Origin of the sequence: Pantoea sp. BL1 (assembly GCF_000963985.1) — a bacterium.
GTDB lineage: Bacteria > Pseudomonadota > Gammaproteobacteria > Enterobacterales > Enterobacteriaceae > Pantoea > Pantoea rwandensis_B.
The window spans coordinates 21,577-48,262 of the sequence record NZ_JZRH01000046.1; the positions used below are offsets into that span (position 1 = coordinate 21,577).

Here is a 26,686-nt window from a genome sequence, read left to right on the forward strand (position 1 = left end):
CTGACGCATAGCATCGGGATCGTTATTTCCCTGCAGCGGTGCGCCACTGCTTAATAAATTCCAGGCGCTTCGCCGGTTCCAGATATTCCAGCAATGATTCGTCTACCGGAATCGGCTTCAGGGCATCACCCAGCATTTTGGTCATACCATCGATATCGTTTTTACCTTCGATATCATTACGCAGTGAAGGGATGTCCGCCTGATTCGCCAGGATGCTTTGCCCTTTCTCTGACAACACGTAGTCCAGCCACAATTTGGCCGCGTTCTCATGCTCACCGTCTTCAGTGATAAACGAGACGCGTGATAACACCAGAATGTAATCTTTTGGATAGGCGATGCCTAACGCCGGATCGTTCTTAGCCCGGTCTTCGGCATAGGAACCGAGAATGTTATAACCAATCAGGTTTTCACCCGATGATACGCGCTCCATCATGGTGCCAGTAGAAGACTGTACGGTCAGGCCACCTTTCGCCATACCTGCCAGATTTTCTTTATATTGCGGATCTACTTTGCTGTCCTGAACCGTCAACATGAAACCTAATCCCGATTTTTCAATATCGTAGGTGGTCACTTTGTTTTTAAATTTAGCCGGATCGGCTGCAATCATTTTTGCCAGCGCGGTGTGAGAATCAGGCGCGGTGTCTTTCGGGATGAGTTTGTTGTTGTAAATAAACACCACCGGTTCGTAGGTCGTGCCGTAGGCTTTATTTTGCCACACCGCCCACTTTGGAATTTTACTCTGCTCAGGCGAGGCATATTCCGCAGCGTAGTCGGTGGCCAGCTTCAACGCGGTATCCATGGATGAGCTCCACACCACATCCCCGCTGCCGCTGCCGGAGGCCTGTTCACTGATGTAACGGTTGTAGAGTTCGGTGCTGTTCATGTCGTTATATTCAACTTTGATGCCCGGATAGAGCGACTCAAAGCCTTTAATTAACGGGCCAGCAGCCTTAGTGTCAGTGGTTGAATACACCACCACTTTTCCCTCTTTTGTCGCCGCATCAATGACTTTCTGATAATCAGCGGGATAACCAGCAGGCACAGCGGCGATCGCAGAGAAGGAGAGCCCAGCCATAACAGAGGTTGTTAAAAAACGCAGTGAGGTTTTCATACAGATCCTTTTGGTTACATTTGTTACAAGAATTTAACAGTAACCCATTGCGACCCCGATGCAATCCACCCTGTAAAGTTTTTACAGCTTTTGTGAGCTTAGTTAAGTTATTCATTTCTTCGATAAATTATTTCACACTGAATATTGGATTAATAACTCATTTTGCAGTGATGCGGGCATGGACTCCTTAATTGAACATTAAGAGAAAGATTCATTTATTCATTTTTCAGAAAAAAGATAATGACAAGCTGAAAACTATTTTTCTTTTAAGGGAGATTAAGTTTACCCGGTCATCATGAGCGCAATATGTTGACGGGGACACCGATCATGACTGACACCTTCTCAGAATTAAAAGCGAAAGTACCGCAAGCCACTTTGTTATTTTGGGTGCTAAAAATGATATCAACGACGGTAGGTGAAACCGGCGCTGACTGGATCAACTTTGGATTAGGATTCGGCCTGACTAATACATCGGTTATCTCTGCGTTGTTTTTCTTGTGCGTATTACTATTTCAACTGCGCGCACCACATGGCCTTGCGTTGCCAGGGTAATCGGCAGCGGTTTCACTGAGGCACTGACCGTGCTCACCAGCACCGTAGTGTGGGCGGGTTTCACGGCCGCATCGGCCTGTTGTTTCGGCCAGAAATACCAGCCGCTCCCGCCGACGATCAAACCGACCATCAGCAGAAGGGAGTGTTTAGATTGAAAAGCCATGGTGCCTCGACGAGCGTTGTCATTTTTCACAAGTTTATCGAAGGCCACCGAACAGAATGGAAAGAGGCAGATGACAAATTTGTCATCTTCAGATGCACAGATTCTTCAGTGGGTTACAAAAAGTAAACGCCACAGCGTGGCGTTTTAGCGGGTGAACCAGAGAGTCAGAAAACTCACGACGGCGAACAGGCTCACTGCAATCGCCAGATACTCGCTGGCGGGACGAACAAACATCGATTTCATAAAAATATCCTCGTGGTCATGAGGCTATTTTCGCGAACCAAGATTAACGCAACCTTAGGGCTAAACCCTGTGCGTCAGTTACCGTGAAAAATCAATTGTGCGTCCAGTAAGTGCCGGTTTCCGGGATCGGCAGGAATTGCTGGTTCATCTCCCGCAGCGTGTCATCGGGTGACAGATCGTGGAACAGCTGTGGATGGAAGGTTTTGGCAAAAAATTCGGCGGCCAGCAGGTGCCATGGGCTCATGTAGAAATTTTGCCAGAAGGCGGCGGCGCGCTGCTGCTGCACGGCGGGCAGGGCCGAGACCGTGCTGTCCTGGGCTAACGCCCGGAGAAAGGTGGTTTTGGCTTGCTCCGTTTTGACCAATGGGCCGAGTTGCAGTGCGGTGGTTTCTTCCGGGCCCGAAGAGCCGGTGGCGATATAGATATCGGGATTAGCGGCTATCACCGCTTCCGGATTGAGTTGACCAAATACGGCGGGAAAACGCCCGGCGGCAATGTTGTCGCCCCCGGCGAAGGCGATCAAATCCGCCAGATTGCCATGCGCCACCGTGGTACAGCATTCGGCTTTCTTACCCAGATGTAATTGCAGCATCACTTTCGGACGCGTGCCGTGCCAGTAAGCTAAACGATCGCGAATACGCTGCATATGCTGCTGATAGAAGGCAATGAAGCGCTCGCTTTTCGCCTCATCATTGAGTGCCGCGCCCAGCGTACGCAGACTGGCAACGGTATTGGCCAGCGGATCGACGCGGAAATCAAGAAACAGCACCGGGATATTCGCGGCCTGTAGCTGCTGCATAAACAGCGAGTTATTGGGCGGAGTACGGGCATACACCGGCAGGATCACCAAATCCGGCTGCAGCGCGATAATTTTCTCTACATTAAGCTGCGAGAAGTTGGAGTTGCCAATCTGGGTAATGTTGCCGATTGCCGGGAAGGCTTTGACGTAGCGATCCCAGGTTTGCTTATCGAGATTGCGCAGATCCGCTGGCCAGCCGACCACCCGTTTCGCTGGGTTGCCATCCTCCACCAGCGCGAGGGTGTAGATCATCCGGCTTTCGCCAATCACAATCCGCTGCGGATTGTCCGGGACATTTACCTGACGCTGCAGGCTATCAGTCAGGGTTTTGCTCTGCGAAGCCAGCGGCAATAGCAGAAGCAATGTCAGTAGCACTTTTTTCATCGCGTTGCTCACTGTAGGCTCCGCCCTGTAAGGCGGAGCGCAGCAGATTAGAAGTCGACGGCAGCCTGCAAATACATCACGCGGGGTTCACCTTCAATCACGCGCAGGTTTCCTGCGCTGGATTCGTAGTATTCGCGGTTGAACAGGTTCTTCACGTTAAGCTTCAACTGGGTGTGTTTGCCGATCAACTGGCTGTCCCAGGCAATAAACGCATCGGCCACGGTGTAAGCGGGCATCACGAAGCTGTTTTCTGGATCGCCTGCACGGGTGCCAACATAGCGTCCACCGCCGCCGAGTCGCAGTTCACCTGGCAACCACGAGAAGCGCAGAGTGTGGCTCAGATACAGGCTGCCCATATTGGTCGGTGCATTCACCAGGCGGTTACCGACGTTGTCAGGATTAACGTTGTCGGAAACAATCTCGGTTTTGTCGTAGCTGTAGTTAGCGATCAGGTTCCAGTCAGGCGCAAACTCGCCGTTGACCTCCAGCTCCGCACCGGTCGAGCGTGCTTTGGGAATGTTGCGCGTCACGCCGTTAATGAAAATCGACATGTCCTCTTCATCAATGCGGTACAACGCCAGCGTGGCGGCCAGATTGGGTGCCACTTGCCACTTAGAACCCACTTCCCAGGTGGTGCCTTTTTCGGTGGAGGCCACATTGCCGTCATCGTCGGTTTGGGTTGATGGCGTAAATGATTTGCTGTAGCTGCCGTACAGTGAGACGTCCGGCAAGACTTTGTACACCACCCCCAATTGCGGCAGGAAAGCGTTGCCGCGATCGTTGAGTGTGGTTTCAGGATCGATAAAGCCGTTGCTGGAGGTTTGGGTGTAGCGCTGGAAACGGCCACCCAATACTGCGATCCATTTGTCCGTCAGATGAATGCTGTCTTTGGCAAACACTGAGCGGCTATAAAGATTGGTGCGCAGATTGCTCAGCGCATCGTTATAGGTGCTGTCGCTGACGATCGGCTCTTTGCCGTACACCGGGTTGTACATGTTAAAGGTGCGTGAAACAGTGCCGCGATAAGATCGCGCTTTATAGGTTTCGTTCTGCTCATAATCGACACCCACCAACAAGTCGTGCTGCATGCCCGCGATAGTGGGAGAACCGCTGATGTCCCAGGAGACATATTCCGTCTGATGGTTGAAGCCACGGTTAGCGTCAGCGCGGCGCGAAACGATGCCGGTCGTGGTGTTGATGGCGGTGGCGCGCACTTCGTTACTGTCATAACGGCGCTGCATCCAGCCATAGTTAAGGTGCGTATCCCAGACATCATTGAGGTTGTAACCGTATGAGACGTTCAGGCGCTTGTTTTTGCCCCAGGCATGGTTGGCGTTGTCGTCGAGACGACGGTTGTAAGGAATATCGACGGGTTTCCCGCCAATAAACGCCGTACCACGGTCGTAGGGCACATCGTATTTATACTCGACGTAGCTGATGTTGAAGGACGCGCGATCGCCGTACCAGCTTAATGAAGGCGCCAGCAGGGTATGTTCGTTAACACCAAAATTACGCCAGTAATCCTCGCGCTGACGTTCAGCCACCATGCGGAAAGCAAAGCCGTTACCGAGCGGACCGGTGATATCGACCATGCCAGTGCCACCGCCGTAACTGCTGGATTCACCGCTGATATGGGTGTTCCACTCGTATTGCGGCTTTTTACTCACCAGATTGATGATGCCGCCAGGATTCAGAATGCCGTACAGCAGCGATGAGGATCCTTTCAGCACCTCGACATGATCGATACTGGCATCCATGGTCAATCCCTGGTTGCTGCGCACGCCGTCGATGAAGATTGAACCGTCGGTGTTGGAGCCGAAGCCGCGTTTTACAAAGCCATCTTCAGTACCGCCCAAAGTATTGCCTTGAGTCACGCCACTGACGAACTTCACCGCATCATTCAGGCTAGTGACCTGATAATCCTTCATCACTTGTGGCGTCACCACGCTGATCGACTGCGGTGTTTCGTTGCGCGGCGTTGAGGTGCGCAGTGTCGCCGCGGCATCGTCCTGGTTATAGCTGCTGGAAGTGGTCTCCGGGGCGGCTGTAACGGTCAAAGTTTGATCCGCACCGCTGGCCGAATAACTGCACAAGAGGGTGGAAGCCAGTAATACCTGAGAGCCAGAGAGCGTATATTTTACCGCTGGTGAAAATAAGCAAAGATACTTCATTAAGTTAAATCCGCATCAAAAAGGAAATATTCAGAAGAGCGGATGGTAATGAGATTGATTTCCATTTACAACAAAATATTGTTGTATCGTTATCAATTCAGGCTATTTATTTTCTATTTCACTGGAAAGTGAGTTGGCACAAAACCACTATTCAATGCAACGTTGAGATTAAGTGTAGTTTTTAAATCCATTGTTTTATATGGATTTATTGCATATATGTAGTAGGTGTTGTAGTTTCATGGTGTATATTCATCATCCACTACATTTTAGCCAGGCGACGGCGACGTTAACCCTAACGATCCTTCGATAAACGGATGGTGATTTATTTATTTAAATTAAGGTATTCTTAATTTTCATTCTAATAATACCTTTGCCATTAAGGAAATATAGCGGTGAGAAGGGATGGCGTGGCTTTGATTCCGTTCAAATTCTGGATTATTCTCGCAGAACTTTATCGCGATAACGTCGCGAAGCATCATCCAACCTACTCATTTAAAAGGTGTTTCTTCCCGTGAGCGATTCCGCACCGAAAACCAGTAAACGCCCTTACGATCTCTACGGCGAACGCTTTCACGCCTGTAAACATCAGCTCACGCCACGCCTGTTCAAAGTGGCGAATTACATTCATCAGCATCGCAGTGTGGTACTGGATAAAACCGCGCTGGGTATCGCTATTGATACCCAGACCTCGGATGCCACAGTGATCCGTGCCATTCAGGCGTTGGGTTTCTCCGGCTATCGCGATCTAAAAATTGTGATGGCAGAGTATCTGGGCGTCACACAACGATCGCCGGCACGTGTGGCCTCGACAGTCAATGCCTTGTCGCAGGATGCCAAAGGGAGTGTGGATTTCGTGCTGGATAGCTATCGCATCAGTTGCGATAAGCTGTCGTCCACGGCGAACAGAAAGGCGATTCAGCAAGCCATCGATCTGTTGCAGCATGCAGAACGGGTGGCGATCTTTGGCATCGGTGCTTCAGCCATTCTTGCCGATTACACTGCACGACTCTTTAAACGTAACGGTACCGCATGCTATGTGCTTAATCGCACCGGCATTGCACTCAGCGAACAGATTGCGGAGATGCGCCATGCTGATGTCCTGATTATGCTGGTGCAGAGCAGTGCGCATCCGGAAGGATTGGTGACAATGGCCGAAGCACAACGACTGGGGATGAAAATCATTGTCCTGACAGGCGCCACCGACAGTCATTTTGCTCAGCGATCCGATGTGACGATTGAGATCCCGCGCAGCCGTGAGGCGGATAAAATGCCGGTGCATGCTACGCCGATGATCTGTCTGGAGATCCTGGTGTTAGGGCTGGCCGCCACGACGCCGGTCGCCACCATGAATAGCATGAGCAAGTTGTATGAAATCAGCAACGCGTTGACCCGTCCTGGGGCGCGGAGAAGTCATAAGCCCTGAAAATCCTCACTGACATCTGGAAGCGATCATGACCAACGAAATTCCCCTGCTTGATGTGCAAGGGATCACCTATGCCATGCAAGGCCGAACGCTGCTGGCACCTGTTTCACTGCAACTTCATGCGGGTGATTTTCTGCTGCTGACCGGCCCCTCAGGCAGCGGTAAAAGCACGCTGTTGAAAATTTTAGCCTCGTTGCTGGCCCCGACAGCCGGCGTGATTCGCTTTGAGAATCGCGATATCGGTCAATGCAAACCCGAGCACTATCGCCAGCAGGTCTCCTACTGTTTCCAGACGCCACAGTTGTTTGGTGAGACGGTCTACGACAACCTGGCGTTGCCCTGGCTGATTCGTCAGCAAAAACCGGTGCGTGAAAAGCTAATCGCCTCGCTGGAGAGCGTGCACCTTAATGCAGATATGTTGGATAAGCCGGTGGAGCAACTCTCCGGAGGCGAAAAACAACGCGTTGGACTGCTGCGTAATCTGCAATTTCTGCCGCAGGTGCTGCTGCTGGATGAAGTGACCAGCGCGCTGGATGAGGAAAATAAAACCGCGATACAGGCAATGATTCGCCAGCGGGTGGATCAGCAACGCCTGGCTGTGGTGTGGATTAGCCATGATGTCAATGAAATCCAGCACGCCGAAAAAGTATTGCGACTGGAAACACCGGAGAATGGAGCCGTACATGAGCCAGCATAATATTACCGACAGCTCGCTGCTGCTTTCACTGATGCTGGTGGTGATCGCACTGCTGATCAGTCAGAAAGAGAAGCTCGGCATGGGTAAGGACATCCTCTGGAGCGTGTGCCGCGCCATCGTGCAGTTGGTGATTGTGGGCTATGTGTTGAAGTCGATTTTTGACCTTAACAACCGCTGGCTGACCATCTTAATGGTGCTATTCATCTGCGTGAATGCGGCGCTGAATGCACGCAAACGTAGCCGCAACATCGACCATGCGCTAGCGATCTCATTTGTGGCGATCACCACCGGCACTTCGCTTACCCTCACTATTTTGTTATTGAGCGGCGCCATTGAGTTTATTCCGATGCAGGTGATCCCGATTTCCGGCATGATCGCGGGCAACGCGATGGTGGCAGTGGGTTTGTGTTACACCAACCTCAATCAAAGGTTTAGCGATAATCGGCAGAAGATTCTGGAGATGCTGAGTTTAGGCGCTTCAGTGAAGCTCGCCTCGGGGCGGCTAATTCACGACAGCATCCGTGCGGCAATGATCCCGACGGTCGATGCCGCAAAAACCGTGGGACTGGTGAGTCTTCCTGGCATGATGTCAGGATTGATTTTTGCCGGGATCGATCCGGTGAAAGCGATTAAATACCAGATTATGGTGACCTTTATGCTCATCGGCACCGCCAGCCTCTCGACCATTATCGCCGCGTATTTATCGTATCGTCGTTTTTACACCCCGCGTGCACAGCTCAAGAACAGTGTTTAACAGGCACGGCGGCAGGGCCATGCACGAGGGTTAAGCTCACTGCTGAAACCGCAGTGCCACGCCAAAGGCATGCTCAGCGCTGACGATAAGCGCTGACTCCTCTTCCAGGAACGGGATATCGCCCAGTAACAAGCTGGCTTTCACCTTGCGCAGATCCGTACTGCGCAAGCTTAACGCCGCCATGCGTGCACTGCCGTTGTAATCGAGTGGTAATCCGGCGAAGCGTTGCGTGACATAGCCAGCAGCAGCGAAGCGTATCGTTGCCACGCCGGCTTTCAATACGAATGCGCCTTCCTGGCAGGCGGTGAGCGCATTAGCCCCAAACAGCCGACTGTAGGGTTGTGCCGCCGCCGCTGGATCCTGCGCCACCACCACAAATTCGACAATATCGGTCACGCCGTTGGGATGCTGACGCCATGCTTCCTGCCACACCGCGTGCGGGGTCTCGTGCTGGCAAAAGAAACTGCGGCCATTCGGCACCAGCGCAGGCCGTAATGGCACCGTGCGGAAACGAGCTTGTTCTTCGTTGCAATCCGGTAACTGCACCGGACGGAAGAAGCGGGCAGGTTGATTGCCATCAATGTCCTGGCTCTCAAGATAACGCCATACCGCATCGGCATCGTCGGTCTTCCACACTAAACCACTCAGGCCAATCGGCGACTGCCACACGTCCTGGCGTAAACTGGCACGTCCGGCCTCAAAGCCAAGCAGCTCAAGATAGTTATCACCAAATACGGCCAGATGGTTACTGGATCCGAGCGAATGATGGCCGCGTTCTGTGAGCTGAAACCCTAATCGGCGAAACAGCGCACTCGCCTCATCTAACCGATCGGCCACGTTGATGACCACATGATCAAGACAGGGAATCGGTACTGAAATTGCCATCGCTTTCCTCCTTGCTCTCATTGTCACTGCGCCCATGCTAGCGCGTCCGGTTCGGATGCTGACAGTGGCTGCCAGTTGACGTGCGTCTCCGCACCAAAACCGGCGGCAATGCCGGCAATCAGGGTGGTGATGTGTGTATCGGTGTACTTATCATGACTGCGAACGATGCCTTCGATTTCTGCCGTCTGAGGCAGCACATTCCAGCTATTACCGGCCGTTAAGCGTGTAATGCCAAGCGTCCATTGGCGATGACGATTGGGGAGCGCATACAGCGCTGAAACGATATGACTGCCGATCACAATCACATCAATGCCTTCATGCGGGCGCGCGGCATGGGCGCCTTTGCCGGTCAGGGTGATGTGAAAACGCTGCGTTGAATGGGTTTGCCCGGTCATGGTCATCCTTGTGCTTGTGCAGGTAAAAAAGGCTCGCCCAGCGTCAACATCAAACGGTTTGCCCAGGCAAAAAAAGCAGCGGACTGGATCACGTCAAGCAGTTCCAGCGTGGTGACGCCGTGACCGCGTAACGTCTGAACCTGTTCGAGGCTAGCGGCAGCAGGCGTGATTGATAGTGTGGCGACCAGGTCAATGATCGCGGCCCAGCGTGGTGACTGGCCGTGAGCCAGTTCTGCGCCCGGTGCCACATTCAGCAGCTTTTGCACTGCCGCATCATCTTTTGACAATTGACTGGCTTTACGCGCATGGACAGAAGCGCAAAAGATGCAGCCATTCACTTTACTCACCACCGTTGCTGCCAGTTCACGTTCAGCGCGCGGCAATCCGCCAGCGGTGTAAAAGATGCCTTTGTCGGTCAGCGTGCGCTGTTCCAGCAGCGGCAGATTACGTGCCAGCAGGCGGAAATAGTCGGAGTCGCTGTGGCCGTTTTTCTTCAGCGTAGCCTGTTCATCGGCGGTAAATTCGTTGAGTGGTTTGGCTGCCAGCCAGGGTTCCCAGCCTAATTCTTGCTGGGTAAAGGCGGTGAGGGCAGTTTGGCCGCTTAACGTTAACGGCGCATCGTGCCACTTGCCTGCTACGGCGTGTGCTTGCGTGTCACTCTGTTCGCCATTGAGCAGGCGTAAGCCGGTCAGTAAACGACTCTGAAAGCTCACAAAGGCAATTAATTGTGCGAGGGTGACGATGCCACGCGGCGACCAGCCAGCGCTTTGCAGGTTTTGAATGTGTTTGGGTGCTGCATCCACTGGGTGCAGGCTGAGCAGTTCGGCAAAGGCGTGACCGGCCGCGAAACGCGCGTCATGTGCCTTATTCGTCACTTGCTGCTGATAATGCGCCTGTAAGCGGGTAGCACCGTGCCAGTCGGCGACCTGTGCGGCTAAGGCAAACCGCCATGGCAGCGGGAGATCCGCATCATCTTCACCAAACAGTACATCGTAACTCCCTTGCGTGTGCTGAGTGGCAGCGTGGCGCTCGCGACGTGCTAATGCGAGTTCCGAAGCGGGGTCGATATCCGCTAAGGCGGCCAGTAAATCAATGGATTGAGACATCATCTTCTCCTGTTAAGCCTGTTCCAGAGCGCGTAGCGCCGGGGCGATATGGTCAGCGATTAATTCAATGGAACGCAGAATGTCGGCGTGTGGCGGATCGATCGAGTGCACCTGGAAGGTGATATCGGTGACACGTTGCAAGGTGGAGTCCGCGCGCAAAGACGCCAAAACGGTAGGCGCATCGCCAAAGTGCGCATCAAGCTGGCGCGCATGGCTTTCCAGCGTATGCCCAGTGATGACGTGGCCTGCAGCCTGAAATTGCTCAGCCTGGCGCTGCAATCCCGGTTCCGCCAGGCGGCGCGCATACGCATTCGAATCCGCAACGAATGCGGTGCGCGAGGCGAGAATGCGCGGGGCAATATCGGCCGGTAGCGCGGCAAGATAGGCATCGATCATCGGATTTTGTATCGCTTCCAGCGGCAAGTCAGGCTGTCCTGGTGGACGGAGTTGCGTGCGCGACAACATCAATCCATGGCCAGCGGCGCCGGCTCGTGCGGCACCTTCAACCGAGAAAGTGGCAATCCACACGCGCTGTGCCAGCGTTGGGGCGGGCGGATAAAGATGATTATCCGGATGTGCCAGCGTATCGCCGCGCCAGGCGCTGAGCAGTGTATGCAGTTGGTCGGCAAACACGCTGGCCCGCTGATCGATGGTTAAGCCAAAGGGCAGGAAAGAGGTTTTGGTGCCGCCCGATCCTAATCCGATTTCCAGCCGCTGGTTGCTGAGCAGATCCAGTACGGCGGCATCCTCCGCCACGCGCAGCGCGTTCTCCATCGCTAGCGTAATAATGCCGGTGCCAAGCCGAATCCAGTGGGTGTGCGCGGCCACGTGTGCGAGGAAAACCAGCGGTGCAGGCAGGCCGCCTTCCTTCTCATGAAAATGATGCTGAGCGATCCAGGCGCTATCGAAACCCAAACGCTCGGCGTGCTGGATCTGTTCTGTGGCGAGGCGATAGCGCTCTTGCGCCGAGACCTCATCCAGCAGGCGGGTGAAAAAGCCAATGCGTTTACGCGTCATGCAGACTCCTTAATCAGCGGACGGATAGCGGGGATAGCGTCAATCAGTGAACGGGTATAAGTATGCTGGGGCGCGTTAAATAGGGTGACGGTGTCACCTTGCTCGACCACTTCCCCCGCACGCAGCACCGTCACGCTGTGCGCGATGCGGCGCACCGTGGCGAGATCGTGGGTGATAAACAGATAGGTCAAGCCCAGCTCCTGTTGCAGCTGTTGCAACAACTGCAGGATCTGCGCCTGTACGGTGACATCCAGTGCCGAAGTGGCTTCATCCAGCACCAGTATTGCCGGTTGCAGGATCAGTGCTCGGGCAATTGCCACGCGCTGGCGTTGACCACCGGAAAGTTCGCGCGGTTTCCGTGTCAGCAATTCCAGTGGCAGTGCCACTCGCTGAGCCACGGCTTCAACACGCTGGCGGCGCACGTCGGCACTGAGCTTTTCAAAATTGCGCAGCGGCTCTTCAATAATGGCAAACAGCGTCTGGCGCGGGTCTAAGGATGCAAACGGATTCTGGTAAACGAACTGGATTTTGCGTCTGAGCTGGCGAAGCGCTTCGCCGCGCAGCGCACTGGCATCAATACCGTCGATGACGACACGTCCGCTGTCGGCCTGTTCAAACCCCAGCAGAATGCGCGCCAGCGTGGTTTTACCCGAGCCGGATTCACCGACCAGCGCGTGCGTGGTGCCGCGTGCCACCGTCAGGCTAACCTGTTTGGCGACCGTTAACTGCTGCTGTTTGCCGAGCGAAAATTGCTTGTTGATGGCGGAAAGCTGGATCGCGGGTGTTGAAAATTTTGCTTCAGCAGGAATCGTCAGCGCGCTGTGGCCAGGCGCAGCATCTTGCAGCAGCTGACGCGTGTAAGGATGGTGTGGCGCATTAAACACCTGAGCGGCTGGCCCCTGTTCCTGAATCTCGCCGTGACGGAAGACCAGCAATCGGTCGGCGCGTTCTGCCGCCAGCGCCAGATCGTGCGTGACGAACAGCACAGCGGTGCCGGATTCACGCCGCAGTACATCCAGCAGATCCAGAATGCGCTTCTGCACTGTGACATCCAGTGCGCTGGTGGGCTCATCCGCGATGATAATTTGCGGGCGCAAGGCGAGGGCGATGGCAATCAACACGCGTTGTTTCATGCCGCCAGAAAGCTGATGCGGATACTGCGCCAGTCGCTGTTGTGGATGGCTCAGGCCAACCTTTTCCAGCAGTTCCAGTACGCGCTGCTGGCGCTCAGACTGGCTGATTTTCTGATGCAGTTGCAGCATCTCACCCACCTGATCGCCGATGGTTTTCACCGGGTTCAGTGAGTTGCCGGGATCCTGCGGCACCAGACTAATACTGACGCCGCGCAGGCTGTCCAGGCGTTTGGCCGACCAGTCGGCAATGTCGGTGCCGTTTAACACGATTTTTCCGCTGTCGCGGCGACCATTTTCCGCCAGCAAGCCAATGATCGCCTGTGCAGTCGTGGTTTTACCGGAGCCGGACTCGCCCACTAAGGCCACCATTTCCCCTGCCTGCAAGCTGAAGCTCACGTTGTGGACCACTTCACGCCACTGCCCGCGCTGTTGATAGCTGAGGGAAAGATTTTCTATTGCGAGTAATGCACTCATGCGCCACCTCCGGCGATCTGCTGGCTAATGCGATTCGCGGCCAGCACCACTGCCACCACCACGATGCCGGGGAAAGTGGTCAGCCACCAGGCCGTAGCCAGATAGTTGCGCCCCTCGGCGATCAGTAAACCCCATTCTGGTGTGGGAGGCGGCGTGCCGTAGCCGAGGAAACTTAGCGTGGAAAGCGCCAGAATCGCCTGACCAAACTGTAGCGCGGCAAAGGCGATCACCGCCGTCAGCGAGTTGGGCAAGATGTGTCGCCACAGCACCGACCAAAAACTGCCGCCGCTGCCGTAGGCCGCTTCAACATATTCGCTGCGCCGCACGCGTACCACTTCGCCACGCGCCAGGCGAGCAAAACTAGCGATAGAGGCAATCCCCACGGCCAGCGCGGCATGCACCGTGCCAAACCCCAGCAGAATAAGTACGCTGAGCGAAAGCAGTAATGAAGGGATCGACAGCAGCACGTCAACCAGGCGCATCAGGGTGTTTTCCGTACGCCCGCCTACCGCGCCTGCCAATACGCCAAGTGTTGTGCCGCCAATCAGACCCATCGCCACGGCGGCAAAGGCAGCGGCCAGTGACTGTGACGCACCGTAGACAATACGGGTAAACAGATCGCGGCCGAGTTGATCGGTCCCGAGCCAGTAAGCGGCCTGCGGCGCTAAACGTTGCGCGCCGGGCAAGCCTTGCGTCGGGTGGTAATGGGTCAATAATCCTGGCGCGAACGCAGCCAGCAACGCCAGCAGCATGACTGCCCAGGCCAGCCAGAGTCCGGGCTGAATCTGCCAGCTGCGTTGCGTGCGTGGGGTAGCGCCGCGCTGGCGGGCGGTGGCGTAATCGACGAGGCTCATCGGTTTCCTCCGGCGATAGGTTGCAGACGGGGGTCGAACAGTGGCATCAGGACATCGACAAGCAGATTGATCAGTACGAAGGCCAGCGCAGAGATCATCACCACCGCTTGCAGCACGGCGACATCCTGATTATTGACCGCTTGCTGCGTCAGCTGGCCGATACCGCTAAGACCAAATACGGTTTCGGTGATCAGCGCGCCAGCGATCAACTCACCCAACAGCAGACCCGCCACGTTGAGCACCGGCAGCAGCGCATTACGCATCACGTGTCGCCACAGCACGCGACTGGCGCTGGCGCCTTTAGCTCGCGCCACCGCCACAAACGGCTGCGTCGAGATTTGATCAATGCTGCGCAACAGAATTTGTGCCAGCGGCGCGGATATCGGGATCGCCACGGTGATCACTGGCAGGATTAAACCCTGCAGCGGCGACGGGTTGATCACCGGTATCCAGCGCAGCTGGAAGGAGAACAGCTGAATCAACGCGATGCCGAGCCAGAAGGTCGGCAGCGAGATAAACAGGGCAGGAACGGATTGCAGCAACGAACGCAGCATGCGCAGCGCGGGTAGCCGAGACAGCGCCGCCAGCGTAAAGGCCAGCAGCGTGGCGAGCGCAAAACCCAGCACGGCCAGCTGCAAGGTGGCGGGCAGGTTGCTGATCAACAGATCGCTCACTAACACGCCGGCCTGCACCGAATAGCCAAAATCACCGTGCAGCATCGCCAGCAGCGTATGAAAATATTGCTGCCACAGGGGGTTATCCGCGCCATAGGCCAGTCGCATTTCAGCGATTTGATCCGGGCTTAAGCCCAGATCCGGGTTCTGAAATTTAATCAGCACCGCATCGCCCGGTAGCACCTGCAGCAGCAAGAACGACAGGGTAAACGCGGCCCACAATACCAGCACGCTTTGACCCACTCTTCGCAGCAGAGAACGTTGCATCATCAGCCTGCCTTAGTGTTTTTCCAGCCACGCACCGTAGAACGAAGGACGCCCTACCGCTTCAAAGCTGACGCCTTTGAACCAGGGGGCCCCCGCGAACACCTGCGGCTCTTCGAAGATAGGGATCACGTAAGCCTGATCGAGCAGATAGCGTTGGGCATCACCGGTCAGAGCCAGGCGCTTGGCGGGATCGACTTCCGCAGAGATATCCACCAGCAGCGCATTGAGCTTGTCGTCGCGGAAGTTTTGCACCTTGTCGCTGGAGCCGCCTTTTTGCAGCAGCGCATCACGGTTAGTGGGGTAGAACTGGCTTTTCACCACATCCGGATCGGCACGACCCACTTCCGATACGGTCAATGGCGTTTTTAATGGATCGAGATTGTCCAGCGTGCGGCTGCCCGCATCACCGGCTTTAACCGTCAGCGCCACACCAACCTGACGCCATTGCTGTGCCACCAACTGCAGCACTTCTTTGTTTTGCGGCTGTGGCAGTGATTCGTAGATTGTCAGGGCAAGCTTCTTGCCGTCTTTCTCACGGATACCGTCACTGCCGACCTTCCAGCCCGCTTTATCCAGCAGTTGTTTTGCCAGCAAGGGATCGTATTTCAGCTTGTCGGCGAGGTTGACATAACCTGCGGCTGAATTGGCAATGACAGAGGTGGCTTGCGGATAGTTGGGTGAGAACAGCGTTTGTACCACCTGTTGGGCGTTTGTCGCATGCAGCAGAGCCTGCCGCACGTTCACATCGCTTACCAGCGGGTTATCGGGGCGGAAGCTAATGCTGTCATTGATTCCACGCGTCGGTGCGGCGTAAATCGGGAAGTTTTGCTGTTGTGCTTGTTTCTCATCATAGGCCTGCACCTGGCGGATAAAGTCTGCCTGCCCCGCCAGCAATGCGCCGATGCGCACGCTGTCTTCCGGCGTGACGATAATTTTGATGCCATCGAGATTGGCCGGGCCTTGCTGAGCGATATTTTTTGGGCCCCACTGATAATCTTTACGCGCGGTAAGGTCGACTTCTCGCCCGAGCTTCTCATCACTGACCACAAACGGACCTGAGCCAATAATATGGCGCGCGTCACCCAGTTGATCGAAGCTGCGTTGCAAGGTACTGAGTGAAACTAAACCGGAACCGATGGTCGCGGTGCCCTGCAAAAATCCCGGCGAAGGTTTCCTGAAATAGAATTTCACCGTCAGGGGATCGATAACTTCGCTGTGGTCGTAATTATTAATCACTTCCGAAACCGGCAGGCGCAGGGCTTTATTGCCGAGGCCGTAAGTATCAAAGTTTTTGGCTACCGCGTTGGCATCTAACGGGGTGCCATCGGAGAACGTGACGCCCGGTCGAATTTTAAAGGTGTATTCAGTTTTATCGGCGTTACTGCTCCAGCTTTCGGCCCCCCAGGGCTCGACCTGCAACGTTTTCGGATTTTGCCACGTCAGTTTATCGGTGATCTGATTGAGAATGCCGCCGTTGGGATAGAAACCACCGGCGGGTGGATAGAGATTGGTATGGGGTTGCTGTTCAAGATACACCAGCGTGCCACCCTTGACCGGAGTGTCCGCCGCGTGTGCACTAAATATCCCTGTCAGCAGGGCTAAGCTCAATGCCTGCAAGTGAAAATGCTTACTCATGGTGAATTCCTTATGATTCAATAGCCCGGCGGGCGGATTTCATCATCAAATGCCGCACGCGTGAGTTGAACCAAGGAATTGCACTAAGCTTTTGCGAAAAAAATAAAATGAATGGACTTGTGGGAAATAATTAAGATTCTTCGCCGCTCCAAAAAGGATTTAACTCTCTATAATGCAGAGGTTTTATATTTACAGTACGCATCTTAAGGGCAATTCAATGAGAGCATATTTTATCCCGGCCATCATGTTTATGCTTTCAGCCTGCTCAAGTTCCGTCGGGCATAATTTCGATACGGCGAGCATTCAGAAAATACAGACCGGTAAAACCACCAGAGCCGAGTTGATTAATATGTTTGGGCCGCCTGACTCTGAATCCCCTTACCCTGAGGGGCAACGTCTTATGATGTGGAAGTACAGCGAAGCTCGCACGCTGGATACCACCGCAGGCAAGACCCTTACCGTGCAAACTAAAAACGGAAGGGTGTTTACTTATACGTTGAGTAAAAGTTGAGGGCAGGAGAGGTTGATGTCTGGTATAGCCATGCTGTTTACCAAGCCTAACCTGATCTCAAGTTGAAAACATGACGGGGTGAAACCTGGTTCACCCCCGTCATTTATCTACCGACCCGCGCCCTCAGGGATTCTGGATAACGCTCGCCAACCACATCTATAGCCTGAATAGCTGTGGTGATTTTTTGTATTTCATGGGTGTTTAACGCTATTTGCGACGCACCTAAATTTTCTTCCAACCGATGCAATTTCGTTGTACCAGGAATAGGAACGATCCAGGGTTTCTGTGCCAGTAACCAGGCCAGCGCAATCTGCGCAGGCGTTACGCCATTTTCAGTTGCGATACTTTGTACCAGCGTGACTAATTGCTGGTTGGCTTCCCTGGCCTCGGCCGCAAATCGTGGCACTTTGCTGCGGAAGTCATCGTCGCCGAACGTCATCTGTGCATCGATGGTGCCGGTCAGGAAACCTTTACCAAGTGGAGAGAAGGGCACAAAACCAATGCCTAATTCTTCAAGAAGAGGAATGATTTTTTCTTCAGGCTCACGCCACCACATTGAATATTCACTTTGCAGCGCGGTCACCGGTTGTACGGCGTGCGCACGCTTAATGGTCTCGGGACCGGCTTCAGAAAGGCCGAAATGTTTAACTTTCCCTTCCGCAATCAGATCTTTAATCGTTCCCGCGACGTCTTCAATCGGCACCTCAGGATCAACGCGATGCTGATAATAGAGGTCAATCACATCGGTTCTCAGGCGCTTTAGCGAGCCTTCAATTGCCTGGCGAATATGGTCTGGCCGGCTGTTTAAAATCTGCTGCTTATTATCATCGCCAAAGGTGAAGCCAAACTTGGTGGCAATCACGACCTTATCGCGAAACGGCGCTAACGCTTCACCTACCACCTCTTCATTGAGATAAGGTCCATACACTTCCGCAGTATCAAAAAAGGTTACGCCCTTTTCGTAGGCGCTACGAATCAGTTCAATGGCATGCTGTTTACTGAGTGCAGGGCCGTAGCCATGACTCAGGCCCATACAACCCAGGCCAATCGCTGAGACTTCAAGCTTAGTTTTTCCAAGGTAACGTGTTTGCATTGGTCACTCCTTTAAGTGTGGAAGCAAGCGTTTAAACATCGAGCTTACGGCCAGTCAGCCACTCCACCATGGCCGGATCGCGATGCGAGAAGAAGGCGCTGGTTGCGGTATCCAGCGAGGTAATACGGTTCATTTCATCGCTGCTTAACTCGAAATCGAGCACGTTAATATTTTCTTCCATGCGCGCCTTACGCACTGTTTTCGCGAGAGAGACTACGCCACGCTGGAAGATCCAACGCAACACCACCTGACCCACACTTTTGCCATGTTTTTCGCCTATTGCTGTCAGAACCGGATGCTGGAACAAACCGTTTTTACCTTCGGCGAAAGGTGCCCATGCTTCTGGCTGGATGTTTCGGCTCTTCATCCATGGCACTGCATGAAGCTGCTGATGGAAGGGATTGACTTCAATCTGATTCACGGCGGGCACAACTTTATTAAATGCGATGAGGTCGGCCAAACGATCGGGCTGGAAGTTGCTGACACCAATGGCTTTGATCTTGCCCGCTTCGTAAAGTTCTTCCATCGCACGCCACGCGCCATGTACATCGCCGTAAGGCTGGTGGATCAGATAAAGATCGACGTAGTCCATCTGCAGCCGGTTTAATGAGCGCTCGAACTGTGCTTTTGCGCCTTCATAATGAGTATCTTGTAGCCACAATTTGGTGGTTACAAACAGCGCATCGCGCGCGATACCGCTTTGCTTTATCGCATTCTCAACCTGCGTTTCGTTTTGATAAGAGGCCGCAGTGTCGATCAGGCGATAACCGGTTTCGATGGCATCAATCACTGCGCGTTCACATTCGGCGGCATCCGACATCTGAAATACACCAAAGCCCAGCAGAGGCATATCGAGACCGTTGTTAAGTTTTACTGTTTGCATGAGATTACCCTTTTGTGAATTTATGAAAGCATAACGTGAGAAGATTGAACTGATTAGAGCCCATAATCAGCTAGGGTTTATTAGTTCAATTCATTAATAAACCCCTCAGATTAATCAACCATTGTCAATGATGGCCGGGAGCAAAGCAGATTCGCTGTATATGACGCAAAGTGCCTTTAGCAAAGCAACGGGAACCACCAACAAAAGGCTTTATCTGATTGAGGGCGCCACGCATATCGAAACCTATTGGGTGCCGCGTTATGTCGATCAGGCGATGAGCCAACTGGATCCGTTCTTCGATAAGAATATTTAGTTGGAGCGCTTTCCCGTGGCGGTCAGACTGCCACGGGAATCAATCAACCGGGTAGAATTTAACCTTCGGCTGTAGGATTACGCTTCATCTTCCTCGTCATCTCGCTTACCCGCAAAACGGCTGCGCACCACCACAAAGAACACCGGCACAAAGTAGATCGCCAGCAACGTTGCGGCGACCATGCCGCCAATGACCCCGGTGCCCACCGCGTTTTGCGCACCCGAACCCGCGCCGGTGCTGATCGCCAGCGGCATCACGCCGAGGATAAAGGCCAGCGACGTCATTAAAATCGGGCGTAAGCGCATGCGTGAGGCTTCAAGGGTGGCTTCGATGATGCCTTTACCCTCTTTCTCCGTCAGGTCCTTGGCGAATTCCACGATAAGAATGGCGTTCTTTGCCGCCAGACCGATGGTGGTAAGCAGGCCAACGACAAAGTAGACATCATTGCTTAATCCTCTGAGCGTCGTTGCCGCCAGCGCACCGACTACGCCCAGCGGCACCACCAGCATCACCGAGAAAGGAATCGACCAACTCTCATACAGCGCGGCCAGACAAAGGAAAACGACGATCAATGACAACGCATACAGTGCCGGAGCCTGATCGCCAGAGAGACGCTCCTGATAAGACATGCCTGTCCAGTCATAGCCGATGCCGTCTGGCAATTGAGCAGCGAGTTGCTCCATCAGCGCCATGGCTTCACCGGAGCTGCGGCCCGGCGCGGGCTGCCCGAGGATTTCTACCGACGATAAACCGTTGTAACGCTCCAGGCGCGGTGAACCGTAAACCCATTGCGCAGTGGAGAAGCTGGAGAAGGGCACCATTTTCCCGTTGCTGGCGCGCACATACCAATCGCCCATGTCTTTCGGCATCATGCGATAGGGTGCATCGCTCATCACGTAGACTTTTTTCACCCTGCCGTGATCGATAAAATCATTCACGTAGCTGCCACCCCATGCGGCACTCAGCGTGGTGTTAATATCGTCCAGCGTCACACCAAGCGCAGTGGCTTTTTCCTGATCGATATTGATTTTGTACTGGGGATTATCTTCCATGCCGTTCGGGCGCACGGCGGTCAGTACATCAGGATGCTGACGCGCCAGATCCAGCAGCTTATTGCGGGCTTCAATCAGTTTGTCATGGCCGAGGTTAGCCTGGTCAATCAGTTCAAAATCAAAACCTGTGGCATTACCCAGCGCAATAATCGGCGGCAGGTTGAACGCGACTACCGTGCCATCGACGATGCTGGAGAAAGCCTGCGTGGCGCGGCTGACAATGGCATCAACTTTATTTTCCGCACCGGCGCGTTGTTCCCAGTCCTTCAGGCCGATAAACGCAATGCCGACATTCTGGCCGCGTCCGGCAAAGCCGAAACCGTTCACGGTAAGCACGTTTTCAACGTTGGCTTTTTCTTGTGTCAGGTAATAGTCATTGATCTGGTCGAGTACCTTTTGTGTGCGTTCCTGCGTCGCACCCGCGGGCAGAATGGCCTGCGTGGCGAAAACGCCCTGATCTTCAGCCGGTAAAAATGAAGTTGGCAGGCGCATAAACAGCACCGCCATTCCCACCACAATCACGCCGTAAATCAGCAGATAGCGACCTGACTTATGCACCATGCGGCCCACGGAAGAGGTGTAATGTTCCGCACTTTGATCAAACTTTCGGTTGAACCAGCCGAAAAATCCACGCTGATGGCCGTGTTGACCCGGTTTAACCGGCTTAAGGATGGTGACGCATAACGCCGGAGTGAGAATTAATGCCACCAGCACCGAGAGCGCCATGGCAGAAACAATGGTGACCGAGAACTGGCGATAGATAACGCCAGTACTGCCGCCGAAAAAGGCCATCGGGACAAACACGGCGGAGAGCACCAGCGCAATGCCGACCAGCGCACCCTGAATCTGCTCCATCGATTTACGTGTGGCTGCCTTAGGCTTCAGACCTTCCTCCGCCATCACGCGCTCAACGTTTTCCACCACCACGATGGCATCATCGACCAAGAGCCCGATTGCCAGCACCATGCCGAACATGGTCAGCGTGTTAATCGAATAGCCAAACATGCTGAGAATGCCAAAGGTGCCCAGTAACACCACCGGTACAGCAATGGATGGGATCAGCGTAGCGCGGAAACTTTGCAGGAACAGATACATCACCAGGAACACCAGGATGATGGCTTCGGCGAGTGTCTTCACGACTTCATGAATCGAGATGTTGATAAACGGCGTGGTGTCGTACGGATACACCACCTTCATGCCCTGAGGGAAGTAGGGTTGAAGCTGCGCGATTTTGGCTCGAATAGCTTTGGCGGTGTCCAGCGCGTTGGCGCCGGTGGCCAGCTGAATCCCCAGCGCAGAGGCCGGTTTGCCGTTCACTTTCACCACAAAATTATAGTTTTCGCCGCCACGCTCAATACGCGCCACATCATGTAGCCGCACCTGCGATCCATCCGCATTCACCTTCAACAGGATGTTACCGAACTCTTCCGGTGAGGTGAGTCGTGTCTGCGCGATGATCGAGGCATTCAGCTGCTGGCCTTTTACCGGCGGCGCGCCACCTAACTGTCCGGCGGCAATCTGCGCGTTTTGTGATTCGATCATGCTCATCACATCCACCGGCGTCAGCTGGTAGTTATTCAGCTTATTGGGATCGAGCCAGATGCGCATCGCGTATTGCGAGCCGAAGAGCGTGGAATCACCGACACCGCTGATACGGCTGAGGGGATCTTTGATATTCGAGCCGACGTAATCGGCGATGTCTTCCATGCTCATTTTGCCGGTTTCGTCGACAAATGCCGGCACCAGGAAAAAGGTGCTGGAGGATTTACGGACGGTAATCCCCTGCTGCTGGACCTCTTGCGGCAGTAGCGGTGTCGCCAGCTGCAGTTTGTTCTGCACCTGTACCTGGGCGATGTCCGCATCGGTGCCATTTTCAAACGAGAGTTTCAGTTCCAGCGTGCCGGATGAATCGCTGGTTGAGGACATATACATCAGCCCATCCAGTCCACTCATATTCTGCTCAATCACCTGGGTGACGGTATTTTGCAGTGTGGTGGCATCGGCACCGGGATAAGTCACGCGAATCTGAATAGCGGTCGGAGCGACATCAGGGTATTGCTCCACTGACAGTCGCATGATGGAATTAGCCCCAGCCAGCATGACAATAATCGCCAGCACACAGGCAAAAATTGGGCGATTGATAAAGAATTTGGACATCAGTTAGCCGTTCCTTGAGCCGTCGCGTTGGCAGTGATATCGACCGGTACGACACTTTGGCCGGGCTGAGCGCGCTGAATACCCGAGACAATCACGCGTTCCCCAGACTGAACGCCGCCCGTCACCAGCCATTGATCGCCCTCGGTTTGTGAGACAGACAACGTGCGAACCTCCACTTTATTGTCAGTGCTTACCACCATGGTGGTGGCATCGCCTCGTGGCGTGCGTGTCACAGCCTGTTGTGGGATCAGAATGGCCTGCGGATTGGTGCCCTCGTCGAGTCGGGCGCGTACAAACATGCCCGGCAGTAAGGCGTGCTGCGGATTGGGTACGATGGCGCGCAGGGTGATTGAGCCCGTGGTTTGATCCACGGTGACATCAGAGAAGGCCAGGCTGCCCTGTTGTGGATAGACGGAGCCATCGGTCAGAATCACCTGCACCCGCGCTTTGCCGTTGTTTTGCTGTAACTGTCCTGAAGCCAGCTCCTGTTGCAGACGGAGATAATCCTGGCTGGATTGAGTGACATCAACGTACAAAGGATCGAGTTGCTGTATGGTGGCCAGTGCATCTGTCTGGCCATTTTGCACCAGTGCACCTTCGGTAACGGAAGAGCGGCCAACGCGCCCTGCAATGGGAGCCGTAATGCTGCTCCAGTTGAGGTTGATGCGTGCACTGTTGAGCGCGGCCTTTGCCGACTCCACATTGGCGCGCGTCTGAGCGGCGGTGGCTTCCGCCTTATCCAGATCCTGACGGCTGATATATTGCGTACCGGCTAAGGGGCGATAACGCAGCAATGTGGCTTGTGCCATACGGGCATTGGCTTCGGATTCCGCTAGTGCGGCATGTGCATTGTCATACGCCGCCTGAAAAGGAGCGGGATCGATTTGATAAAGTTTTTGTCCGGCGGCAACGTCACTCCCTTCAATAAAGGTACGTTGTAATACCAAACCTGAAACCTGCGGACGCACTTCTGCCACGCGAAAGGCTGAAGTGCGACCGGGAAGTTCGGTGGTAACCGGCAGGGATTGGGTATGTAGCGTCACCACATTAACCTGGGGCGCATTTTTCACCGGCGTTTCACTGCCAGTCGAGTTATCACAACCTGAAAGCGTCAATGCAATAAATGAACAGAATAGCGCACTGGGTTTTAGCGCCCATTTAATCGGCATTACTGAGATCCCTTGTAAGTGAAATTATATTGGTATAGTGAGGTGTTGCGTATTTAATCGACGAAATCTGGCGGGTGGCAGGTTATACTTGCGCACAAATGATCGGGTAAATGATTGCTGTGAGTCATAACCATATTTCACTGAAATATCGATCACTGGCTCGTGGCTACGTAGCAAATCTTCGGCCGCAGATTCCAGCTTTCGATCACGAATATAGTTTCCAAGACTGACGTGCATAATACGATGAAACATCCTTTGCAGATGCCATTTTGAGTAACCGGCGCGCTCCGCAACCTGTTCTATTTTTAACGGAGCGTGAATGTTATCTTTAATCCAGTCGGCCAGTTCGTAAACAATTTTTTCATAACGATCCATAATTTCACCCGTTCAATGTTAAAGCAGACTGATGGCGAAAAAATTGAAAGCAATAGAATGCCCGGCGCTCTGATTAATGGAGCGGATAAGCTATAAAACGTTATGTTGTGCTTTCGAATCTATCTCGCCGGTGAACGACATCTTTTGCGGCTGAATGAAGAGTAACATTACAAGATACAGATTATTAGCATAGGGAATCAGATAGGCTTTATGATCGTTGTTCATGAATAATGCCTCATAGAGTGAATAAGTCGGTTGTCTGGATGCTATAGAGTGATCGACTTCAAAGTGAAAGCCTTCAGTGAGAAGCCATTTGTGAGATAGCCACATATGTTTCAGTTTGTTTGTGATAGTTTCAATAGACCCGGACAGAGATGTGAGTAGGCGATGCTAAGAGAAAATTTCAGCGATCTGGTATATCTGGTCATGGTCGCACGTGAACGCAGCTTTACCCGTGCCGCAGCCAAATTGGGTGTCTCTCAATCCGCACTAAGCCATGCGATGCGCGGTCTGGAAGAGCGGCTTCAGACGCGTCTGTTGACGCGCACCACCCGCAGCGTGGCACCCACCGAAGCCGGTGAACAACTCATCCAAAATATCGCGCCCTTAATGTCCGATATTGAAAAAGCGCTGGTGGCATTGACTGAGCATCAGACACGCACCTCGGGGAATATCCGGATTACCGCCGGTGAACATGCGCTGCACTCTACGCTTTGGCCTTTAATTAAGCCGTATCTTCAGGAATACCCTGAAGTGAACATTGAACTCTCAGTGGATAACACGCTGACTGACATTGTTAGCGGCCGTTTTGATGCAGGGGTGAGATTAGGCGAACAGGTGGAAAAAGATATGGTGGCGGTGCGTATCGGCCCGGACTGGAGAATGCTGGTGGTTGCCACCCCCGAATATTTCAAAAATCACGGCATTCCTGAAACACCCTACGAGTTGCAGCATCACAACTGTATCAATATGCGCTTGCCAACATTGGGTGGATTATATAGCTGGGAGTTCACCAAAGATAAAAAAGAGATTCGCGTAAAAGTTGAAGGGCAGCTTATTTTCAATAACCTCAGTTCGCGTATTGAAGCAGCACTTAGCGGAATGGGGATTGTGTATGCGCCTGAGGATTCCGTGCGGAAATATATTGACGAAGGGTTGTTGCAGTGTGTACTGATTGACTGGTGCGAACCCTTTAGTGGTTACTATTTATATTATCCCAGCCGCAAACAGCACACGGCGGCGTTCTCTAAATTGATTGAAGCGGTGCGCTATCAGGGTTGAGTGTTTACAGGCCAACGCTTTGTTTAAATATTGACCATGGCATCAAATCATTCCTACTCCTTATTGAGGCGACTTTTTGACAAAAAAGAGTCGCCTTTCGATTCGCTTTATTTCCTTTACTGTCCGCTGCATCCGCAACCACGCATGAGGGCCAGGCTTCCTGGTTCCGCGTAACCCGTGACGCTCACTCATTGGTGAATTTAACTCATAGAGGCATTCAGCTGGCGGGTATTCTGCTTTTCACTATTATTTGTAAGGATAAAAAATTCCCCCTTCAAATCGCCTTTTGTGAGCGGAGCATGACCAATGGGAGCCCATACCGATGGAACTGCATATCAACAATAAGACCTACCAAACAGATGCTGACGCGGATACCCCATTACTGTGGGTGATCCGGGACGATTTGGCCATGACAGGCACCAAGTATGGCTGCGGCCTGGCGCAATGCGGCGCATGTTCAGTGATGATCGACGGACAGGTTGTTCGTTCCTGCGTTACGCCAGTGGAGAAAGCCGTGGGTAAACAGATCACCACTATCGAAGCTATCGAAAGTGATGACTTAGGCAAGCGACTGGTGGAAGCGTGGATCAAATATCAGGTACCTCAATGTGGCTATTGCCAGTCGGGCCAGGTGATGGCGGCAAGGGCACTGTTGCAATCTAATGCGCAGCCTTCCGAGCAAGAGATTGCCGCTGCAATGGTCAACCTGTGCCGTTGCGGAACCTATAACGCCATCCGTGCGGCGATTCATGAAGTTGCTGGCATGGAGGCGAAGGCATGATTCGCTTTGAAGACACTGCCGAAATATTGGGCGAACAGCCCGCTAATCTCTCGCGCCGCCGCTTTTTGCTGGCCAGCAGCAGCCTGGCCGGTGCTTTTGTGCTGGGTGTGGGTTTACCCATTGGCGAAGGACGGGCGCAATCTGCCGACGTTGTGCTGCCTCCTGGCACGCGTGTGCCAGCTTTCCTGGAAATTCGCCCCAATAGCTCAATCAAATTCCTTTCGCCTTTTGTCGAAGGTGGACAGGGGATTTTTACCGCCATGGCGCAAATCGTCGGGGAGGAACTGGATGCCGATCCCGCCACTTTTGTGGTTGAGAATGCGCCCGCCGGTTC

Annotated in this window: 24 protein-coding genes and 2 pseudogenes; 9 read left to right on the forward strand and 17 right to left on the reverse strand. The window is 53.6% G+C overall.

Features of this window, described 5'->3' with window-relative positions:
• Positions 1-22: 22 nt before the first annotated feature.
• A complete protein-coding gene (locus VH86_RS19410) occupies positions 23-1,111 on the reverse strand; it encodes an ABC transporter substrate-binding protein (RefSeq protein ID WP_045833833.1) in 1,089 nt (362 codons plus the stop codon).
• 327 nt (positions 1,112-1,438) lie between these two features.
• Between VH86_RS19410 and VH86_RS26385 the strand changes: the two genes are divergently transcribed.
• Positions 1,439-1,663, forward strand: coding sequence for a hypothetical protein (locus VH86_RS26385; protein WP_082082876.1), 225 nt, complete (start codon positions 1,439-1,441; stop codon positions 1,661-1,663).
• Here VH86_RS26385 and VH86_RS25925 read toward each other — a convergent pair.
• From VH86_RS25925 to VH86_RS19425, 3 genes are all read right to left on the reverse strand, one after another.
• On the reverse strand, positions 1,587-1,826 hold the full coding sequence (locus VH86_RS25925; RefSeq protein ID WP_045833834.1) for a hypothetical protein: 240 nt from the start codon (positions 1,824-1,826) through the stop codon (positions 1,587-1,589). The genes VH86_RS26385 and VH86_RS25925 overlap by 77 nt on opposite strands.
• Positions 1,827-2,160: 334 nt before the next feature.
• Complete coding sequence (locus VH86_RS19420; RefSeq protein WP_045833854.1) at positions 2,161-3,252, reverse strand: ABC transporter substrate-binding protein; 1,092 nt, start codon at positions 3,250-3,252, stop codon at positions 2,161-2,163.
• A 47-nt stretch (positions 3,253-3,299) separates the two neighbouring features.
• Complete coding sequence (locus tag VH86_RS19425) at positions 3,300-5,423, reverse strand: TonB-dependent siderophore receptor (RefSeq protein ID WP_082082875.1); 2,124 nt, start codon at positions 5,421-5,423, stop codon at positions 3,300-3,302.
• Positions 5,424-5,934: 511 nt separating this feature from the next.
• Here VH86_RS19425 and VH86_RS19430 point away from each other — a divergent pair.
• From VH86_RS19430 to fetB, 3 genes are read left to right on the forward strand one after another with little or no spacing between them, the layout of a single operon-like run.
• On the forward strand, positions 5,935-6,846 hold the full coding sequence (locus VH86_RS19430; RefSeq protein WP_045833835.1) for a MurR/RpiR family transcriptional regulator: 912 nt from the start codon (positions 5,935-5,937) through the stop codon (positions 6,844-6,846).
• 28 nt (positions 6,847-6,874) lie between these two features.
• Entirely contained in the window at positions 6,875-7,543 is a 669-nt protein-coding gene (fetA, locus tag VH86_RS19435) for an iron ABC transporter ATP-binding protein FetA (RefSeq protein WP_045833836.1), read from the forward strand.
• Positions 7,530-8,297, forward strand: coding sequence for an iron export ABC transporter permease subunit FetB (gene fetB, locus VH86_RS19440; protein WP_045833837.1), 768 nt, complete (start codon positions 7,530-7,532; stop codon positions 8,295-8,297). Before fetA ends, fetB begins: the two co-directional genes overlap by 14 nt.
• Positions 8,298-8,333: 36 nt before the next feature.
• Here the strand turns inward: fetB and VH86_RS19445 are convergent, their stop codons facing one another.
• The 8 genes from VH86_RS19445 to VH86_RS19480 are packed head-to-tail and all read right to left on the reverse strand — an operon-like array spanning position 8,334 to position 16,737.
• A complete protein-coding gene (locus VH86_RS19445) occupies positions 8,334-9,182 on the reverse strand; it encodes a VOC family protein (RefSeq protein WP_045833838.1) in 849 nt (282 codons plus the stop codon).
• A gap of 23 nt (positions 9,183-9,205) precedes the next feature.
• Positions 9,206-9,577, reverse strand: a complete 372-nt coding sequence (locus VH86_RS19450) for a peptidase dimerization domain-containing protein (protein ID WP_045815440.1) — start codon at positions 9,575-9,577, stop codon at positions 9,206-9,208.
• 2 nt (positions 9,578-9,579) lie between these two features.
• Positions 9,580-10,683, reverse strand: coding sequence for an alkylhydroperoxidase domain protein (locus tag VH86_RS19455; RefSeq protein ID WP_045833839.1), 1,104 nt, complete (start codon positions 10,681-10,683; stop codon positions 9,580-9,582).
• A gap of 12 nt (positions 10,684-10,695) precedes the next feature.
• Positions 10,696-11,700, reverse strand: a complete 1,005-nt coding sequence (locus VH86_RS19460) for a putative FMN-dependent luciferase-like monooxygenase (RefSeq protein WP_045833840.1) — start codon at positions 11,698-11,700, stop codon at positions 10,696-10,698.
• Positions 11,697-13,307: an ABC transporter ATP-binding protein gene (locus VH86_RS19465; RefSeq protein WP_045833841.1), complete on the reverse strand. Its 1,611-nt coding sequence runs from the start codon at positions 13,305-13,307 to the stop codon at positions 11,697-11,699. The genes VH86_RS19460 and VH86_RS19465 overlap by 4 nt, the downstream gene beginning before the upstream one ends.
• Entirely contained in the window at positions 13,304-14,161 is an 858-nt protein-coding gene (locus VH86_RS19470) for an ABC transporter permease (protein WP_045815436.1), read from the reverse strand. Before VH86_RS19470 ends, VH86_RS19465 begins: the two co-directional genes overlap by 4 nt.
• Positions 14,158-15,102 carry an ABC transporter permease gene (locus VH86_RS19475; RefSeq protein ID WP_197080234.1) on the reverse strand — a complete coding sequence of 315 codons (945 nt, stop codon included), beginning with the start codon at positions 15,100-15,102 and terminating at the stop codon, positions 14,158-14,160. Before VH86_RS19475 ends, VH86_RS19470 begins: the two co-directional genes overlap by 4 nt.
• A gap of 12 nt (positions 15,103-15,114) precedes the next feature.
• Complete coding sequence (locus VH86_RS19480; RefSeq protein WP_045833843.1) at positions 15,115-16,737, reverse strand: TIGR04028 family ABC transporter substrate-binding protein; 1,623 nt, start codon at positions 16,735-16,737, stop codon at positions 15,115-15,117.
• A 217-nt stretch (positions 16,738-16,954) separates the two neighbouring features.
• On the opposite strand from VH86_RS19480, the gene VH86_RS19485 reads away from it, so the two are divergent.
• Positions 16,955-17,248 carry a hypothetical protein gene (locus tag VH86_RS19485; RefSeq protein WP_045815478.1) on the forward strand — a complete coding sequence of 98 codons (294 nt, stop codon included), beginning with the start codon at positions 16,955-16,957 and terminating at the stop codon, positions 17,246-17,248.
• 103 nt (positions 17,249-17,351) lie between these two features.
• Here VH86_RS19485 and VH86_RS19490 read toward each other — a convergent pair whose 3' ends face one another.
• On the reverse strand, positions 17,352-18,341 hold the full coding sequence (locus VH86_RS19490) for an aldo/keto reductase (RefSeq protein ID WP_045833844.1): 990 nt from the start codon (positions 18,339-18,341) through the stop codon (positions 17,352-17,354).
• A 31-nt stretch (positions 18,342-18,372) separates the two neighbouring features.
• Entirely contained in the window at positions 18,373-19,224 is an 852-nt protein-coding gene (locus tag VH86_RS19495) for an aldo/keto reductase (protein WP_045833845.1), read from the reverse strand.
• 109 nt (positions 19,225-19,333) lie between these two features.
• Between VH86_RS19495 and VH86_RS19500 the strand changes: the two are divergent.
• Positions 19,334-19,537 (forward strand): annotated as a pseudogene (locus VH86_RS19500) (alpha/beta hydrolase); the annotation flags it as partial.
• A 77-nt stretch (positions 19,538-19,614) separates the two neighbouring features.
• Here the strand turns inward: VH86_RS19500 and VH86_RS19505 are convergent.
• Genes VH86_RS19505 through VH86_RS19515 form a run of 3 tightly spaced genes read right to left on the reverse strand, consistent with a single transcriptional unit; the run spans position 19,615 to position 24,290 of the window.
• Positions 19,615-22,746, reverse strand: a complete 3,132-nt coding sequence (locus VH86_RS19505; RefSeq protein ID WP_045833846.1) for an efflux RND transporter permease subunit — start codon at positions 22,744-22,746, stop codon at positions 19,615-19,617.
• Positions 22,746-23,915 (reverse strand): efflux RND transporter periplasmic adaptor subunit, encoded by a 1,170-nt coding sequence (locus VH86_RS19510; RefSeq protein ID WP_045833847.1) that lies wholly within the window; start codon positions 23,913-23,915, stop codon positions 22,746-22,748. Before VH86_RS19510 ends, VH86_RS19505 begins: the two co-directional genes overlap by 1 nt.
• A gap of 24 nt (positions 23,916-23,939) precedes the next feature.
• Positions 23,940-24,290, reverse strand: coding sequence for a helix-turn-helix domain-containing protein (locus VH86_RS19515; protein ID WP_045833848.1), 351 nt, complete (start codon positions 24,288-24,290; stop codon positions 23,940-23,942).
• Between the two features lie 387 nt (positions 24,291-24,677).
• Between VH86_RS19515 and VH86_RS19520 the strand changes: the two genes are divergently transcribed.
• The 3 genes and pseudogenes from VH86_RS19520 to VH86_RS19530 form a co-directional block, all read left to right on the forward strand.
• A complete protein-coding gene (locus VH86_RS19520; protein WP_045833849.1) occupies positions 24,678-25,571 on the forward strand; it encodes a LysR family transcriptional regulator in 894 nt (297 codons plus the stop codon).
• 322 nt (positions 25,572-25,893) lie between these two features.
• Positions 25,894-26,352: a (2Fe-2S)-binding protein gene (locus VH86_RS19525; RefSeq protein WP_045833850.1), complete on the forward strand. Its 459-nt coding sequence runs from the start codon at positions 25,894-25,896 to the stop codon at positions 26,350-26,352.
• Positions 26,349-26,686: pseudogene (locus VH86_RS19530) on the forward strand (xanthine dehydrogenase family protein molybdopterin-binding subunit); the annotation flags it as partial. The gene VH86_RS19525 and the pseudogene VH86_RS19530, both read left to right, overlap by 4 nt.